This window comes from Zobellella iuensis, from assembly GCF_016746085.1.
Lineage (GTDB): Bacteria > Pseudomonadota > Gammaproteobacteria > Enterobacterales > Aeromonadaceae > Oceanimonas > Oceanimonas iuensis.
The window spans coordinates 57,729-73,826 of record NZ_JAERTZ010000001.1; the positions used below are offsets into that span (position 1 = coordinate 57,729).

Sequence of the window (16,098 nt, forward strand, 5' to 3'; positions counted from 1 at the left end):
GAAATATCAGGCTGGCGGTCATCCGGGAGAGTAGCCGGCATTTCATGGAGGTTGTCCGTTGCCGTAGGATTTTCCTTACCTGGAAATAGGCCGTGCCTGATTGAGGGGGGGGCGGTTTTCGTAATAATGATCGTCGATTATGGGCGGAGGTGGATGCTTCCATTTTTTGCCAGCCCTTTTTAATGGCTGAAATATCCTCGATGGTTCGGGAGTTATCATTTTTTGGATATTCGTCCCCGTTTTTGCTGTTTTCGAGTGAAGTCGTAATTTTTTATAGAGATATCAATAATTGCTATAGGTAAACCCGATGGCCGAATTCCTGAAAACATTGTTTAACATCCGTAGCCTGCACACCGCTACCCGTGAACTGACCCTGGAGCAACTGGAAGAAGGGCTGGCCAGGCTGATGACGGTGGTAGAGGAACGGCGCGGGGCCGAGGCCTTGGCGCAGCTGGCCGCGGAAGAGCGCGAGCGCAAACTGAGAGCACTGCTCAGCCAACTGGAAGCCGACGGCATCGACGTCAGGGATATCGTCAAGGTCGCCGAACCCGGCAGGCAATCCGCCGGCGTGCGTGAAAAACGGCCCGCCAAGTACGAATACCGTGACGAAAACGGGGAATACAAAACCTGGACCGGACAGGGTCGGACGCCCAGCGTTATCCGAAGGGCCCTGGAGGGCGGGGAGAAGAGGATGGACGACTTCCTGATCGGGTAGCCTCTTGTAAACCGGAGTATTTCTTGCAATTTGGAAGCATATGCCAACCATTAAAAACCTGAGTATTACCCTGAAGCTCTGCATCGGTTTCGGGCTGCTGTTGTTCTTCGTCCTCTTGCTGTCTATGTTCGGGCTTTACGGGTTACATAATAACGATGTAACGCTGAAACGTATTGCCCAAATCGGCAATCTGTTCGACGAGATAGTGTTTACCCGTGAGGCCAATTACCAGTATGCGCTGGATGCTGACTCTCAGCGGGCGGAGGAGAGCAATCAGCGACATAAAAACTTCCAGGGTGCCGTCGAGCAGTTGCTTGTCGACGCCGACGCCGGTCTGTGGCCGTCTCAGGATATTGCCGCCCTGAAAGGCTTGAAAAATGACCTGGATCGTTATTTGAAGGTGAGGGCGGCCGCCCATACAAGAGCCGAGCTGCTCGCCGCCAATGCGTTGCTCTCGGCACTCCAGGACAAGAGCAACGAATTGTATTATGCCGAGGAAGAGCGAGCCGCCGAGCAGGCCAGCAAGGTGTTCTACCTGCTTATCGTCATTACCCTGGTGGCCTTGGTCATGGGGGGAATAGTGACTGTGGTCATCAGCCGGCAGATTGTCCTGCCCTTGAAACAGGCGGTTCACATGGCCCAGCGAATAGCCGATGGTGATTTGGTATTGGAACAACGAGGAGAGGAGCGCAGGGACGAACTGGGCGCATTACTCTCTTCCCTCGACACCATGAACGCCAGCCTGCGCAACGTGGTTGCTCAGATGGGGTCGGCGTCCCATGAACTCACTGCCTCCGCGTCCCAGTTAACCACCATTACCGACGTGACCCAGGGGCAAGTCAACGACCAGAAGAGTGAGACATATTTGATTGCCTCGGCGATGGGCGAGATTGCCGCTACGGTGCAGGACGTGGCCCGTAACGCCGAGGAGACCGCAACGGCCGCTAAAAACGCCGCCGGAGAGGTCGTCAATGCACAGGCGTTGTCACGGCGGGCCATCGCACAGATTGAATCGCTCTCCTCGGAGATTGCGAGTTCTGCGGATTTCATGGGGCGCCTGCAGCAAGAATGCGGGCGCATCGGCAGTATCCTTAACGTGATCAAGGAAGTCGCGGATCAGACCAACCTGTTGGCGCTTAATGCCGCTATCGAGGCCGCCCGGGCGGGGGACGCCGGCCGGGGATTTGCCGTGGTGGCGGATGAAGTCCGAAATTTGGCCCAGCGGACCCAGCGCTCGTCGAATGAAATAGAGCAGTTGATTGCGGGGCTTCAGGGCATTGCCGACGAAAGTACGGCGACCATGCAGGCAAGCGTAGAGCACACCCAGGCATCCGTGGCCGCGGTCCGCGAGACGGGCGCGGCGTTGGAAGTCATCACCCGGCAGGTATCCAATATCCAGCAGATGAGCGAGCTTATCGCGACCACCACCGAAGAGCAGGCCGCGGTCACCGCGGAGAGCAACGAACGGGTGTCGACGGTGCGGGCCTCGGCCGAGGTGTCTGCCGGCGCGAGTGCGGACATTGCGGTGGCGAGTGGCCAACTGGAGAACCTGAGCAAAGAGCTGAACAGCTTGGTGAGGTTTTTCAGCAACGTCTGAGGCGTCGTTGGGCCGGGTTTAATCACAGTGGAGCAGGGGATGTTGAAAAGCGCCAGGGTAATTTTTGTTGTTCAAATCTTCATGACGGTATCCCTTATCTTGGGGATATCCAGCTATGTCGACTATGCGTCGACCAAGGAACGGCTGAACGACGCCTTGTTGGCATCGATTGACAGTGCCAATGCCCGTATGAGCCAAAGCCTGCCTAAGGCCATATGGGACTTCGACCTGGAGGCGGCCAAACTGGCGATTGCCGCTGAGCTTAAATTGCCGGATATCCGAGCCATTAAAGTGACGGATGTGCAAGGCAGCCCTGTTTTATTTCTTTCTCTGCCCTCCGCCGGGAGCAGTGTTGTCGAAGAGGTTGCGTCCGGGTCTATTCCTGAATATGAGGCCTTGTTTCAATCGGAGCGGCCGCTGGTGTTTGAGGAATATAACAAGTTTAACGATGTCGGCTCGGTGGTGATCTATTACGATGAATCTCATATGGCGCTGTCTCTGACGGGAATGCTATGGCGTAGTGTTATCGAGCTTATCGTGCTGGATGCGTTGCTGATTTTCTTTCTGATCCTGGCGTTAACCAGGACGATATTGCAGCCTTTACATGGGCTTTCCGGATGGGTAAGCGACCTGGCCGGCGGCGAGGGAGACCTGTCCAAGGTAATACCTTCGCCCAGGTACCAGGAGTTTTCGGTCATTATACAAAGCATCAATCAGTTCACGGCCTCTCTGCGGACCATCGTGATGGATGTGACCAAGGCGTCGATGAGGCTGGAGGAGAGCGCCCAACAAAGCGGCAGCATGGCTAGGCAGAATGCCGAGCGCATTGAGCTACAAAAGAACTCGCTGTCTACCGTCGCCACGGTGGCGACACAGATGAGCCAGTCGGTCGCGACCGTCGCCGAATCGGCAAATGACGCGGCAGCGCAATCGCTGCTCGCCGCCCAAAGTGTGGAAACGGTCTTCAGTGCCATCGAGCACTCGGCGGCGGAAATTGTCAACATGCGGGCGGAAATGGAGAAAGTGAATGCACAAATGCATAAGTTGCTCGATGAAGGCAACAAGATCTCCACCGTCGTGAATGTTATCAACGATATCTCGGAACAGACCAACCTGTTGGCCCTGAATGCCGCGATAGAAGCCGCCAGGGCCGGGGAGCATGGCCGGGGTTTTTCCGTGGTGGCGGATGAAGTGAGAAGTTTGTCCCATAAAACCAGCCAATCCACGGAGGAGATCCAGAACAATATTCGCTCACTCGGTGCCGCCACCCGGAATGTCGAAGAAGAAATCCTGCGAATTGCGAAGCTGCTGGAGGCGACCGCCGGTCGGGTGTCCGAATCGCAAGTCAGCGTGGGACTTATCCAGCGGACCATCGATGATATGGCGGATAAAAGCGCTCAGATATCCCAGGCGACCGAAGAACAGCGGGAAGCGATACGGGAGGTGAGCCAAGCGATTGTGGAAGCGTCGGAAGCCAGTAATGAGTTGACAGGCAGTGCGCAAGCCAATGCGTCCACCACTCAGGAGGTGTTGCTGTTGAGTTCAAACATTAAAGGTCATATGAGTAAGTTCAAAATATAAATCACAGGAGAAAGGTATGAAAAGGACACTCATTGTTATGGCAGCCATGTGGATGGCGTCGGCCAACAGCCATGCCAATACGGTCACGGCCGCACAGGATCCATGGCCGCCATTTGTCACCGATGACCAGGCGATGCCGGGTGTGTCCGTGGAGATATTGGCCGCCGCCTTGAAAACCCAGGGCATGGAGGTCGACTTCAAAATTATGCCCTGGTCGAGAGCCTTGGAGGAAACCAGCAAAGGACGGCTGGATTTGTTGCCGGCAACCTGGTTTACCCAAGAGCGTACGGAATATCTGGTTTATAGTGAATCCTATCTGGAAAATGAACTCAGTTTTATCAAGAGGGCCGATGATGGTTTCGAGTTCACGGACATAAGCAGCCTGAATGGCAAATCGGTGGGCGTTGTGCGTGGTTATGGCTACGGTGACGAGTTTTTATCAGCCGCCAACTTCAACAAGCCTGAAGCGAATGACCTGGTGTCGAATCTTAAGAAACTTATGGCCCAGCGTATCGACCTGACGCTCGAGGATAAACTGGTGGCGCTGTCATCAATGAAAGAAGCCGGTCTGGAAAGCCAGGATTTTGCTTTCAGCTCGACCGCACTTTCAACGAATCCTCTTCATGTCACCTCGGGCAAGGCCAACCCCAATTCGACCCTTTATATCGAAGCCTATAACAGAGGTTTGGCGGAAATTAAGTCGAATGGGACATTCGATGCCATATTGGCCAAATATGGCATTAAGTAAGTTGCGCCTCATGTCGACCGGGCCGTTGTAGGGATTTCCTTAGGCCAGATTGGGCCGGCGCCCGATGGCGGCAGGAAGGGGTTTTTGCGAAAGTTGAGCATGGGTGTTTTTCCCGACTAGGGGGCTCCTGCATCGCGATGGAACGGCGGTTTCCCCCTTCCTGCTTCTACCGCGGGTGGCGGAGCTCCCGGCCGGCAACCACGGCGAGGTAAAGGAATGATGAGCAGAATCAAGGTCCTGATTGTGGATGACTCCGCCGCGGCGAGGTTAGCGCTTGCCGCCTTGTTGTCGGAGGATGGGGAGCTCGAGGTGGCCGGAACCGAGCCGACGCTTGCCCTCGCGAGCATGGCGCGGGAGTGGCCGGATGTGATCCTGCTGTACATGGCGGCACTTGGCATGGATGACATCGCTTTCCTGGAAGAGCTGATGGCGGTGCGCCCGACCCCCGTGCTCCTCTTCTCCCCGCACCTCGGCAAGGGCGCCGAAATGGTGCTCCAGGCGGTGTTCGCCGGCGCCGTCAGCGTGCTCTCCGGGCCCGACGAACGCTCCCTGCATGAGAAGGCCGGGAGACTGATCGATGGCATCAAGGCGGTGGCGCGGCCGAAGCGCCCCGTTGCTGAAACCGATCTGCACGTACAAGAAGATCCTGGGCGTGGGGAAAAATAACTGCTCTCGTTTTGCCGTCACGGTTTGGCTTGTACGCCATGGCGGAGCAGTGCCCATTCATCAACACGGAGGTTGGGGTACTCTCTGCCGTCCATCCGTAGCAGGGTGGCACTCGGGCTCGCCTTTATCAGAAGCAGGGCGCCCGGCAGGAGGAGCTCATGAGTGCCGGCGAACGAAAAACAGGGCAAGTCTGTATGCTTGCCTTGATGACGTGTTGCCGCAAACAGCATGTATCCATTGCCCTCGATGATTTCGGAAGCGGCTTTGCTTCACTGTTGCACTTGCGTGACTTCCCCTTCGACGAGTTGAAAATCGATTGCGGTTTCGCCCGCTGATCTCGGCCAGGACGCTGCAGGCTGGGAGAAGCGCCGGGAACATGAGAGAAAAATAAACAAAAGCCGGTATGGTCCAGGTGGTTGTAGGGATTTCCTTAGTCCAGATTGGGCCAATACCCTATAGCGGTGGAAAACGGTTTTTGCGACAGTAGACTGGCGGTTCCCCGGTGGTTGGTTGGCGCTGCACCGTAGCGAACCCGCTTCTCCGCAGGGTTTCGCAGGGTGGCTTCCGGGGAGTCCGCCACTCTCTCCTCTGAGGCTGTCTTGCACTCCTGGATAACTCGCCCCCCCTCGCTCAGTATGGCGCGAACGCTGGAATCAGGAGAGGACATCATGATGGACGATATTGAACGGCATGGGCTACCGGCATCCGCTTTCGGGGAGCAGTTACTCTCGGAAACGCTACTCTCCGAGGCGTTCGAACGGCTGCCCGACCCGCTCGGCCTGATCGAGGGTCCCTCGGTTCGGGAGATGCGGTTGATCGCCCTGAACGGCGCCGCCACCCGCATCGTGGGACTGACGCGGGAGCGTGCGCTCGGCCGTGGCCTGCAGCAACTGCTGCCGCCGTCCCGGCAAGACTGGTTTTTCGGCAGCCTGGCCCGTTGCCTGGCATCCGGCGAGGCGTGGAGCTACCGGACAACACTGGCGCTGCCGCAGGGACGGCGCTATTTGGAGGTTAGCCTGACACCGCTCGCCGCGTCGGCCGCCGGCCATCGGCGCGTGCTGTTGCACGGGCGCGACATTACCGATGTGCGCAGGTTGCAGGAGCAACTGGACAAGCATGAGCGGATATACCGGGCGGCGGTGGAGAGTTCGCATTACACCATTGCCCGCTACGACCGGCAGTGCCGGCGTGTTTTTGCCAATGCTGAATTCATTCGCTCAGCCGGGGTACCTTTGGCCGAGCTGTTGGACAAGACTCCGCTGGAGTATCCCGGCGGCCCGGCGATGGCGGCGTATCAGGGCGCGATACAGGCGGTGCTCGCCCAAGGGGGGCCGGACGAACACGAATTGCGCTGGCAGGACAGCAAGGGCTCGGAGCACTGTACCCTGATCAGGCTCACGCCCGAGTTCGATGAAGATGGCGAGGTGGTCAGCGTGCTCTCGGTGGGGCACGATATCACCGAGGCTGCCCGGTATCGGCACCATATCCATCGTCTGGCCTATTACGACACCCTCAGCGGATTGCCGAACCGGGAGCAGTTTTATACCCGGCTGCGGCAGATCCTCAGCCAGGCCGACACCCGCGAGGGCTGGGTCGGCCTGCTGCTGCTGGACCTCGATCGCTTCACGGTGATCAACGACAGCCTCGGCCATATCGCCGGCGACACCCTGTTGCAGGAGACGGCAGGCCGTTTGTCGGAATACCTTGGCGACCGCGGTTTCGTCGCCCGCATGGGCGGGGACGAATTTGCCATCCTGCTGCCGGATCTCGATGGCCGGGAGGTGCTGAACGGTTGGGCCCGTGCGGTGCTCGAGCTGTTCGACGAGCCCTATCAGTTGATGGGGCGCGAGTTGGTCGTGTCGGCCAGCATCGGCATCGCGCTCTATCCCGACGACAGCCTGTCGGCCGACGACCTGATCAAGTATGCCGATTCCGCTCTGCACCACGTCAAGGACAATGGCCGTAACGGCTACGGTTTCTACGAACGCGGGCTGACCACCGGCCTGACCGAACGGATGTCGCTCGAGGCGGAGCTGCGCAAGGTGGTGGAACGCGGGGAACTGGAGCTCTATTACCAGCCCAAGGTCGACCTGCTGTGCGCGCGGAGCGCCGGTTGCGAAGCACTGCTGCGCTGGCGCCACCCGTCGCTGGGCCTGCTGACGCCGGATCGCTTCATCCGCATCGCCGAGGAAACGGGCATTATCGTCGAGATCGGTGGCTGGGTGCTGCGTACCGCCTGCGAGGCCGCGGTGCGCTGGAACCGGGGCGGCTGGGCGGATTTCACCGTGGCCGTCAACCTGTCCGTGCGCCAGTTCCTGGGGCATGACCTAGCCGGGGAAATCCAGGCCATACTGGCCGAAACCGGCTGCCGGCCGGAGTGGCTCGAACTGGAGATCACCGAGAACCTGCTGCTGGAGGATCGCGACGAAACCCGCGCGACGCTCGGGCAGTTGCGCGACCTCGGCCTGAAGCTGGCCATCGACGATTTCGGCACCGGCTATTCGGCGCTCAACTACCTGGCGCGCTTTCCGATCGACATCCTCAAAATCGACCGTTCCTTCGTCCAGGGCATCGGCCGGGACGAGAGCAGCGAAAAGCTGGTTCGGGGGATCGTCAGCCTCGCCCGCAGCCTGCATATACTGCTGGTGGCCGAAGGGGTGGAGACTGCCGGGCAGGCGGCCTATCTGCAGCAGATAGGCTGTCACCTGGCCCAGGGCTATCTGTTCGCCAAGCCGCTGTCGGAGGAGCAACTGGTGTCCTGGTACAAACAATATAGGCAGCAACCGCTGCCGGGAACCTTGGTGGAGCCTTGATGCACGCGGAGCCTATCAGCGAACGGGAGTTTGCCCAGTTCAGACCCCTTGCGCCGGCAACAACCAGGAGACAAAACCCGATGTCGCGAAACAGGGTTCAGATTGTCGACGATTCCGCCGTGGTGCGGATGGTGCTGGCCGAGCGCCTGGAGCGGGATGCCGGCATTGAACTTGTGGGGAGCGCGGTGGAGCGGGCGGTCTCACTTGACGAGTTCCCGGGGGAAATCCTCGGTTTGTGCGGGATCCGGCAACGGGAGGAGAGAACTTGACCCCGGCCAGGCAAGGGAGAATGATCGGTCAGAGAAGCTGGCGGGAGTGTCTTGCCGCGTTACCTGCCGGGCGTCGGTCGCGCTGGTGTTCTCGCGTTGTGTCAGGGAGGGCGGGTCGAGCCGCCGCGGCGGGGAGGCTGTAGATGTATCAGGCGATATTCGCACAGTCACCGATGGGCATGGTGGTGTTTGGCAACGGATGCCGGGTGGGCGAGTGCAACGCTGCCTTCGCCGGGCTGCTGGGTTATGGCGCCGCCGAGCTGGCGGGGCGTGATATGACCGTGCTGCTGCACCCCGATGATAGGGCGAGCTTTGTCGATGAGTGCGCCAGGACCGGCGAGGATGGCGGTGTCATCAAGCGACTGCTGCGTTACCTGCACCGTGATGGCGAGGTGTTGTCGGTAACGGCGATCACCACCCCACTGCGCGACGGCCGTGGCCGGTTGCTCGGCTTCCTGTCGCAGATCCAGGACGGCTCGGCCCTGACGCTGGCCGATATCGCCCTCGACCATATCCAGGAAGCGGTGTACCTGATCGATGCCCGGGGGCGCATCCGGGATGTCAACGGTGCGGCCTGCCGGGTGCTGGGTTACGGCCGCGACGAACTGCTTGCCATGACGGTACCCGATATAGACCCCAACTGTTCGAAGCGGTGGCTGGAGGAGAACTGGCAGCGTCAGCAGGAGCCTGGGTATTCGATTGACACCATAAAAACTCTGCACCGTACCCGGGACGGGCGTTTGGTGCCGGTGGAGCTCAGCTGTGTGTTCCTGGAGCATGAGGGGGAGCGGTACAGCTTGGCGCTGGCGCGGGATATCACCGAACGCGCGTTGCTGGAGCAGGCCCAACTGGAGAGCGAACAGCGCTACCGCGATATATTCGACAATTCGCTGGATGCGCTCTTCCTGCTCGAGGTGACCGAAGACGGCCGTTTTCGCAACCTGGCGGTCAACCCCGCCTTCGAGCGGGCCGTGGGCATGTCGCGGGAGCAGTTGATCGGCAGGACCACCGATGAAACGGTACCGGCGGAGGCTGCGGCCAAGGCCAATGCCAAGTACCGGCGCTGCGTGGACGCCGGCGCCGTCGTCGACGAAGAGATCGAGCTCGAGCTGCCCGCCGGCCGGCGGTTTTTCCAGTACACGCTGATCCCGGTGCACGATGCTTACGGCCGGATCCACCGTATCGTCGGCATCATCCGCGACATCACCGAACGCAAGCGGGCGGAGCGGTTGTTGCTTGAGCGGGAGCAGGAGTTCCGTGCCCTGGTCGAGCATTCACCGGACGGGGTGGTGCGCTACGATCGTCGGGGGCGGAGGCTCTATGTGAATCCGGTTGTCGAGCGGCGGCTGGGGGTGCCGGCGGCAAGCCTTATCGGCAAGAGCCTGGCGGAGGCCGCGCCCGGGCACTTGGGTGACAGCTATCGGCGCCACCTGCAGCAGGTGCTGGATAGCGGCCTCGAGGCTCGGGCTCAGATACAGGGGGTGGCGGCGGATGGCCGGCTGAGGTTCTTCGATCTCAGCTTAGTGCCGGAATTCGATCCGGACGGAAAGCTCGCCTCTGTCCTCGCCGTGGGCCGCGACATCACGGCACTCAAGGAAGCCGAGAGCCAGTGGCGTACCCTGGTGGAGAACTCGCCCGATTTTATCGGGCGTTACGCCAACAGCGGCCGTATCCTCTATCTCAATCCTTCGCTGTGCCGTTGGCTGGGCGTCTCGCTGGAAGAGGTGGCGGGCAAAGCGTCGGCCGAGGTGCTGGCAAATGCGCCCATGTTCGACCGCTTCGCCGCCTGTATCCGGGAGACCGTCGCCAGCGGCCTGCCGTCCGAGCGGGAATTCCATTTCGAGTCACTCCGGCAATGGCACCTGATCCGTTTCGTTCCAGAATGTGACGACGAGGGACGTGTCATGAGCGTATTGGCGATCGGGCGGGATATCACCTGCCTGAAGGAGAGTGACCGGCAACTGCGCGAATCCCGCGCTCACCGTGAAGCGGAGCTGGAAGCCGAACGCAAACGCATCGCCAGGGAAGTCCATGACGAATTGGGGCAACTGCTGACCGCGCTGCGCCTGAACCTGAACCTGGCGTGCCGTCAGTTCGGAGGGGGCAGCCCCGAATTGCCCAGGCGCATCGGGGAGATGAAGGGCCTGGTCGACCGTACCATAAGTGCGGTGCGCTCCATCGCCACCGAGTTGCGGCCGGCGGCCCTCGACATGGGGATCTCCTCGGCGTTGGAGTGGCTGGCGGACGAGTTCAGCCGAAACACCGGCATCCGCTGCGGGCTGGCTGTCGACGACGGGATCGAGCTGGACGAGGAGCGTTCGATCGGGGTCTTCCGGGTGGCCCAGGAATCGCTGACCAATGTGGCGCGCCATGCCGGTGCCAAAGCGGTCGAGCTCAGCTTGCACCGGCTGGCGGACGCCTGCCGGCTGACCGTCAGGGATGACGGTGTCGGCTTCGATCCCGCCGGCAGGACGGGCTATGGGCTTATCGGCATGCGGGAACGCGCGCTGATGCTGGGGGGCGAACTGGTGGTCTCCAGCCTGCCCCGGCGGGGCACCCAGCTGCAACTGGAGATACCGCTGGTTCGCCGGCCGGAGAGAACGCCCTGATCCGGTTGCTGATAGCCGACGACCATACCCTGGTTCGGGAGAGCCTGAAACGACTGTTTTCCGGTACCCGGGATATCGTCGTGGCCGGCGAGGCGAGCAGCGGCGACCGGGTACTGGAACTGTTGCGCCCCGGCGGGTTCGATCTGTTGCTGCTCGATGTATCGATGCCGGGCCTGAGCGGCGAGGAACTGATGCGGCGGGTGCACCGCCGCCTGCCGGAGCTGCCGATCCTGGTGCTCAGTATGTACGACGAGCCTCGGGTGGTGCGGCGCAAGCTGAAGGCCGGGGCCGCCGGCTACCTGACGAAGGACAGCGAGCCGGAGGTGCTGCTGGCGGCGGTGCGTAAGGTGGCGGCCGGTGGACGCTTCATCGGCCAGGCGCTGGCTGAACGGATCGCCTTCGAGGCGCAGTCGGAGCTGGTGTCGTTGCTGTTCGAGCGGCTCAGCAGGCGTGAGCGGCAGGTGCTGCGGCTGCTGGTCGAGGGCCACAGTCTGCGCGATATCGCGGCCAGGCTGGTGATCAGCCACAAGACGGTCAGCAGTCACAAGGCCCGGCTGATGCAAAAGCTGGAGGTCGACAGCGACGCCGAATTGATCCGCCTCGCATTTCGGAACCGTATTTGAGGGCGGTTGGCCGGAGCACCTTGGCGACGGGAAGCGCCCTGAGGCATGATGGGAGCGACCCCGCATGCCCCGGGCGATGGAACGCCTTGGCGTCAGACTAAGTACCGATAACGAGAGCGAGAGAACCGGGATGATTCGATTGTTGATGGCGGAGGACCATACCCTGGTCCGGGAGGGACTGAAGCAGCTGTTTGCCGAGGCTGGCGGGTTGACGGTGGCCGGCGAGGCGACCGACGGCGGCCAGGTGCTGGAATTGTTGCGGCGCGGATGTTTCGATCTGCTGTTGCTGGATGTCTCCATGCCGGGCTTGAGCGGCGAGGAGCTGATCAATTGTATTCGCTCCCGGTATCCGTCGTTGCCGATACTGGTGCTCAGCATGCACAATGAACCGCAGATCGTCCGGCGTACCCTGCAGGCGGGCGCGTCCGGCTACCTCACCAAGGACTGCGATCCGGACACACTGCTGGTGGCAATCCACCGCCTGGCCGATGGGGGGCGTTTCATCGCTCCCGAACTGGCGGAGCATGTCGTCTTCGATATGAGCGCCGACCTGTCACCTATTCTCCATGAACGGCTTACCGACCGGGAGCAGCAAGTGCTGCAACTGTTGGTCAAGGGTCACAGCCTGAAGGATATCGCCTCCCGGCTGGTGATCAGCCACAAGACGGTCAGTACCCACAAGACTCGCCTGATGAAGAAAATGAATATGGCCAACAATGCCGAACTGATCCGTTATTGCGTGGCCGAAGGGCTGGTCGGATAACTCAGACCCGATTCCAAGATGTTTTTCTCCCACAAGGAGCTATGCGGCTCATGTAAGGAAAATCTCCTGCGGTATTGGGCATGGCATGCTGTCCCCGATTTCAGGTGGTCAGTCGGCGTAGGCAGTAGGCCTATTCCCGCTCGGCGCTGGCGGTGAGCAGGGCGGCCTTTTCCTCGGGGCTGATAAAGGCCATCTGCAGGGCGTTTTCCTGGCACTGGCGGGTCTGGGCGGCACTGAGGCCGGCGCGGGCCGCCGCGTCCGTGTATTCGTGGCGCAGCTCTATGCCTTCCACCGCCGGATCGTCGGTGTTGAGGCAGGCGAGCACGCCTTTTGCCAGGAAGCGGTGGATGGGATGGGCGGCGATATCCGCCACAGTGCTGGTCTGCAGGTTGGAGGTGAGGCAGGATTCGATGCCGATGCGGTGCTCGGCCAGGTAGTCGAGCAGGCGTTCGTCTTCCACCGCCTTGACGCCGTGGCCGATGCGCTCGGCGCCCAGGGTCTGGATGGCCTGCCAGATGCTGTCGCTGCCGGCCGCCTCGCCGGCGTGCACCGTGATGTGCAGACCGGCGTCCCTTACCCGTTTGAAGTGGTCGTTGAACAGCTCGCCGGGAAAGCCCAGCTCGTCACCGGCCAGGTCCATGGCCACCAGCTTGTCTCTGTGGGCCAGGCAGGCGGCCAGTTCCCGCTCGCAGGCGGCCTGGCCGAAGGTGCGGCTCATGATGCCGATCAGTTTCACCGGTATGCCGAAGTCGCGCCGGCCGGCGGCCACCCCGTCGATCACCGCTTCCACTACCCCCTGGGGATCCAGGTTATGGTTCATGGCCATGTAGCCGGGGCTGAAGCGCAGCTCGGCGTAGTCGATGCCGGCCAGTTGCAGATCTTCGACGTTCTCGTAGGCCACCCGGCGGCAGGCGTCGTAGCTGCCCAGCACCTTGACGCCCCAGTCCAGCTTGGCGAGGAAGGACACCAGATCCGGGGCGTTGTCCAGCACCTGCACATGGGGGCGCAGCCCTTCCAGGGTGGTGGCGGGCAGCACCATGCCGAAGGCCTGGCCCAGGTCCAGTATGGTGGCGGGCCGGATGTTGCCGTCCAGGTGGCGGTGCAGGTCGAGCAGGGGCAGGCTGGGATCTATCATGGCATCTTCCTTTTCTGGTCTGGGCCATCGCCGGGGCGGACACCGGCGATGGCCAAGGGATCGAGATAAATGCTAATCCTCTATCAGACTGTCGTCACCATGCAACTCTTTTAACTTTCGGGTCAAGGTATTGCGGCCCCAGCCCAGCAGCCGGGCCGCCTCCTGCTTGTGGCCCTGGGTGTGGGCGAGGGCGCAGTCGAGCAGGATGCGCTCGAACTCGGGCTGGGCGTCGGCCAGCAGGTCCTGCTTGCCCTTGGCCAGGGACTGCCGGGCCCAGTCCTGCAAGGCCTGGCGCCAGTCCTGGCTGCCGGCGTCCTTTTCTTTCTCCCGCTCCTTCTGCATCAGCTCCGGCGGCAGGTCGGCGATCAGCACCTCCTGGCCCGAGGCCATCACCGTCAGCCAGCGACACACGTTCTCCAGCTGGCGCACGTTGCCCGGCCAGGACAGGGACTGCAGGTAGACCTGGGTGTCCGGGTGCAGGCTCTTGGCTTCCACCGCCAGCTCCTTGGCGGCGCGCATCAAAAAATGGCGGGCCAGCTTGGGCACGTCCTCGCGGCGGTCTTTCAGCGCCGGCATATGGATGCGGATCACGTTGAGCCGGTGGAACAGGTCTTCGCGGAAGTCGCCGTCCTCCACCTTCTTCTCCAGATCCTGGTGGGTGGCGGCGATGATGCGCACGTCCACCTTGATCGGCTGGTGGCCGCCCACCCGGTAGAACTGGCCATCGGCCAGCACCCGCAGCAGCCGGGTCTGGATATCCAGCGGCATGTCGCCGATTTCGTCGAGGAAGAGGGTGCCGCCGTCGGCCTGCTCGAAGCGACCCTGGCGGATGCTGTTGGCGCCGGTAAAGGCCCCCTTCTCGTGGCCGAACAGTTCCGATTCGATCAGATCCTTGGGGATGGCGGCCATGTTCAGCGCGATAAAGGGATTCTGGGCCCGGGGGCTGTGCTTGTGCAGGGCGTGGGCCACCAGCTCCTTGCCGGTGCCGCTCTGGCCGTTGATCAGCACCGAGATGGAGGAGCGGGCCAGGCGGCCGATGGCGCGGAACACCTCCTGCATGGCCTGGGCTTCGCCGATGATCTCGGGGGTGTTGAGGCTGTCCGCGACCGGCGCCTTGCCCTTGCTCTTGCTCTCCTTGATATGGGCCATGGCCCGTTGCACCAGGGCCACGGCGTCGTCGATATCGAAGGGTTTGGGCAGGTACTCGAAGGCACCGTGCTGGTAGGCGCTGACCGCGCTGTCCAGGTCGGAGTGGGCGGTCATGATGATGATCGGCAGCTGCGGTGCCTGCTTGTGGATAGCGTTGAGCAGGGTCAAGCCGTCCATGCCGCCCATGCGGATATCGGACACCACCACGCTGGGCTTGCCCTGCGGCAGGGCGGCCAGCACGCTTTCACCGTCGGCAAAACTGTGGCAGCGGAAGCCCGCCTGGCCCAGTGCCCGCTCCAATACCCAGCGGATAGAGCTGTCGTCATCGACTATCCATACCAGTTCAGCCATACATGTCTCCTATCGTCGTAGCGGCAGATAGATAATAAATTCGGTACGTCCGGGGCGGCTCTGGCTTTCGATCCGCCCCTTGTGTTGGTGGATCAGATCCTGGGCGATGGACAAGCCCAGGCCGGTACCGCCTTCGCGGCCGGTGACCATGGGGTAAAACAGGGTATCGCGCAGCTGCTCGGGAATACCGGGGCCGTCGTCGATGATGCGGATTTCGGCCGCCAGCCGGTAGCGGCGTCCCTGCAGCATCACCTGGAAGGCGGTGCGGGTCCGGATCTGGATATGGCCCCTGTCGCCCAGGGCCTCGGCCGCGTTGCGCACTATATTGAGAAAGGCCTGCTGCAACTGCTCCGGATCCATCTCGAAGTCGGGGATGCTGGGGTCGTAGTCGCGGCTGAGTTTGATGTCCTGGGGGATTTCCATCGCCACCAGCTGGCGCACCTGCTCCAGCACCGAGTGCAGGTTGGTGACCTGGCGCAGGCCGGGCCGCTGCGGGCCCAGCAACCGGTCCACCAGGTTGCGCAGCCGATCCGCCTGGGCGATGATCAGCTGGGTGAATTCCTTGAGATCTTCCTGGGCCAGCTCCCGTTCCAGCAGCTGGGCGGCGCCGCGCAGGCCGCCGAGGGGGTTCTTGATCTCATGGGCCAGGCCGCGCACCAGCTCCCGGGCCGCCTGCTGCTGGGCCCGCTGTTGCAGCTCCTGGCTGATCTTCTTCTGCTGATCGATAAGGCGCAGCTCGATCAGCGCCATGGTCCTGCCTTCCAGGCTGAAGGGGGTGACACTGACATCGACCCAGCGCGGGGCGCCGTCGATCACCAGCTGTACTTCGCTGTCGGTAAAGCCCTGCTCGCTCTCGATGCAGCGCCTGATGCGGCGGGTGTCGAGGGAAATGTCCTCCACCACCTGATCGAGCTGTGCCTCCTGCAGCCGGCGCTTGCTCAGGGTGAGCAACTGTTCGGCGGCGGTGTTGGCGAAGTGCACCAGCAGGTTGCCATCCACTACCAGCACGGCGGTGAGCAGATTATCGATGATTGCTTTGGTGCTTATCTGAGATTCCAACACCCTGTTGCCCCCTTTTT

The 16,098-nt window shown here is 61.6% G+C and carries 14 protein-coding genes; 11 read left to right on the plus strand and 3 right to left on the minus strand.

All coding sequences use genetic code 11. The features are described from left to right. The first annotated feature begins 307 nt into the window (after window positions 1-307). The 11 genes from JKV55_RS00290 (at window position 308) to JKV55_RS00340 (ending at window position 12,384) form a co-directional block, all read left to right on the plus strand. The gene (locus JKV55_RS00290) at window positions 308-715 is read left to right on the plus strand and encodes an H-NS family histone-like protein (RefSeq protein ID WP_202081703.1); all 408 of its coding nucleotides are present in this window, start codon (window positions 308-310) and stop codon (window positions 713-715) included. 40 nt (window positions 716-755) lie between these two features. Further along, entirely contained in the window at window positions 756-2,312 is a 1,557-nt protein-coding gene (locus tag JKV55_RS00295; RefSeq protein ID WP_202081705.1) for a methyl-accepting chemotaxis protein, read from the plus strand. Window positions 2,313-2,351: 39 nt separating this feature from the next. Beyond that, complete coding sequence (locus tag JKV55_RS00300) at window positions 2,352-3,893, plus strand: methyl-accepting chemotaxis protein (protein WP_202081707.1); 1,542 nt, start codon at window positions 2,352-2,354, stop codon at window positions 3,891-3,893. Between the two features lie 16 nt (window positions 3,894-3,909). Next, complete coding sequence (locus JKV55_RS00305) at window positions 3,910-4,641, plus strand: transporter substrate-binding domain-containing protein (RefSeq protein WP_202081709.1); 732 nt, start codon at window positions 3,910-3,912, stop codon at window positions 4,639-4,641. A gap of 216 nt (window positions 4,642-4,857) precedes the next feature. Further along, complete coding sequence (locus tag JKV55_RS00310) at window positions 4,858-5,307, plus strand: response regulator (protein ID WP_202081711.1); 450 nt, start codon at window positions 4,858-4,860, stop codon at window positions 5,305-5,307. 158 nt (window positions 5,308-5,465) lie between these two features. Next, window positions 5,466-5,642, plus strand: a complete 177-nt coding sequence (locus JKV55_RS00315) for an EAL domain-containing protein (protein ID WP_202081713.1) — start codon at window positions 5,466-5,468, stop codon at window positions 5,640-5,642. Between the two features lie 333 nt (window positions 5,643-5,975). Then, window positions 5,976-8,120: a putative bifunctional diguanylate cyclase/phosphodiesterase gene (locus tag JKV55_RS00320; RefSeq protein ID WP_202081716.1), complete on the plus strand. Its 2,145-nt coding sequence runs from the start codon at window positions 5,976-5,978 to the stop codon at window positions 8,118-8,120. 80 nt (window positions 8,121-8,200) lie between these two features. Then, a complete protein-coding gene (locus JKV55_RS00325) occupies window positions 8,201-8,389 on the plus strand; it encodes a response regulator (protein WP_202081718.1) in 189 nt (62 codons plus the stop codon). A gap of 143 nt (window positions 8,390-8,532) precedes the next feature. Further along, window positions 8,533-10,998: a PAS domain-containing sensor histidine kinase gene (locus JKV55_RS00330; RefSeq protein WP_202081719.1), complete on the plus strand. Its 2,466-nt coding sequence runs from the start codon at window positions 8,533-8,535 to the stop codon at window positions 10,996-10,998. 5 nt (window positions 10,999-11,003) lie between these two features. Then, the gene (locus JKV55_RS00335; protein ID WP_202081721.1) at window positions 11,004-11,621 is read left to right on the plus strand and encodes a response regulator; all 618 of its coding nucleotides are present in this window, start codon (window positions 11,004-11,006) and stop codon (window positions 11,619-11,621) included. A 130-nt stretch (window positions 11,622-11,751) separates the two neighbouring features. Further along, the gene (locus JKV55_RS00340) at window positions 11,752-12,384 is read left to right on the plus strand and encodes a response regulator (protein WP_202081723.1); all 633 of its coding nucleotides are present in this window, start codon (window positions 11,752-11,754) and stop codon (window positions 12,382-12,384) included. A gap of 130 nt (window positions 12,385-12,514) precedes the next feature. On the opposite strand, the gene add is transcribed toward JKV55_RS00340, so the two are convergent. The 3 genes from add to glnL all read right to left on the minus strand — a co-directional run bounded on the left by add (window position 12,515) and on the right by glnL (window position 16,078). Then, window positions 12,515-13,519 (minus strand): adenosine deaminase, encoded by a 1,005-nt coding sequence (add, locus tag JKV55_RS00345; protein ID WP_202081725.1) that lies wholly within the window; start codon window positions 13,517-13,519, stop codon window positions 12,515-12,517. A 72-nt stretch (window positions 13,520-13,591) separates the two neighbouring features. Continuing rightward, the gene (gene glnG, locus JKV55_RS00350) at window positions 13,592-15,019 is read right to left on the minus strand and encodes a nitrogen regulation protein NR(I) (RefSeq protein ID WP_202081727.1); all 1,428 of its coding nucleotides are present in this window, start codon (window positions 15,017-15,019) and stop codon (window positions 13,592-13,594) included. A 9-nt stretch (window positions 15,020-15,028) separates the two neighbouring features. Next, window positions 15,029-16,078: a nitrogen regulation protein NR(II) gene (gene glnL, locus JKV55_RS00355; protein ID WP_237332579.1), complete on the minus strand. Its 1,050-nt coding sequence runs from the start codon at window positions 16,076-16,078 to the stop codon at window positions 15,029-15,031. Window positions 16,079-16,098: the final 20 nt, after the last annotated feature.

Coding starts and splice junctions, on each gene's coding strand:
- JKV55_RS00325 (WP_202081718.1), top strand. CDS start 8,201: ATGTCGCGAAACAGGGTTCAGATTGTCGACGATTCCGCCGTGGTGCGG.
- JKV55_RS00290 (WP_202081703.1), top strand. CDS start 308: ATGGCCGAATTCCTGAAAACATTGTTTAACATCCGTAGCCTGCACACC.
- JKV55_RS00300 (WP_202081707.1), top strand. CDS start 2,352: ATGTTGAAAAGCGCCAGGGTAATTTTTGTTGTTCAAATCTTCATGACG.
- glnG (WP_202081727.1), bottom strand. CDS start 15,019: ATGGCTGAACTGGTATGGATAGTCGATGACGACAGCTCTATCCGCTGG.
- add (WP_202081725.1), bottom strand. CDS start 13,519: ATGATAGATCCCAGCCTGCCCCTGCTCGACCTGCACCGCCACCTGGAC.
- JKV55_RS00305 (WP_202081709.1), top strand. CDS start 3,910: ATGAAAAGGACACTCATTGTTATGGCAGCCATGTGGATGGCGTCGGCC.
- JKV55_RS00330 (WP_202081719.1), top strand. CDS start 8,533: ATGTATCAGGCGATATTCGCACAGTCACCGATGGGCATGGTGGTGTTT.
- JKV55_RS00315 (WP_202081713.1), top strand. CDS start 5,466: ATGAGTGCCGGCGAACGAAAAACAGGGCAAGTCTGTATGCTTGCCTTG.
- JKV55_RS00310 (WP_202081711.1), top strand. CDS start 4,858: ATGATGAGCAGAATCAAGGTCCTGATTGTGGATGACTCCGCCGCGGCG.
- JKV55_RS00295 (WP_202081705.1), top strand. CDS start 756: ATGCCAACCATTAAAAACCTGAGTATTACCCTGAAGCTCTGCATCGGT.
- JKV55_RS00340 (WP_202081723.1), top strand. CDS start 11,752: ATGATTCGATTGTTGATGGCGGAGGACCATACCCTGGTCCGGGAGGGA.
- JKV55_RS00320 (WP_202081716.1), top strand. CDS start 5,976: ATGATGGACGATATTGAACGGCATGGGCTACCGGCATCCGCTTTCGGG.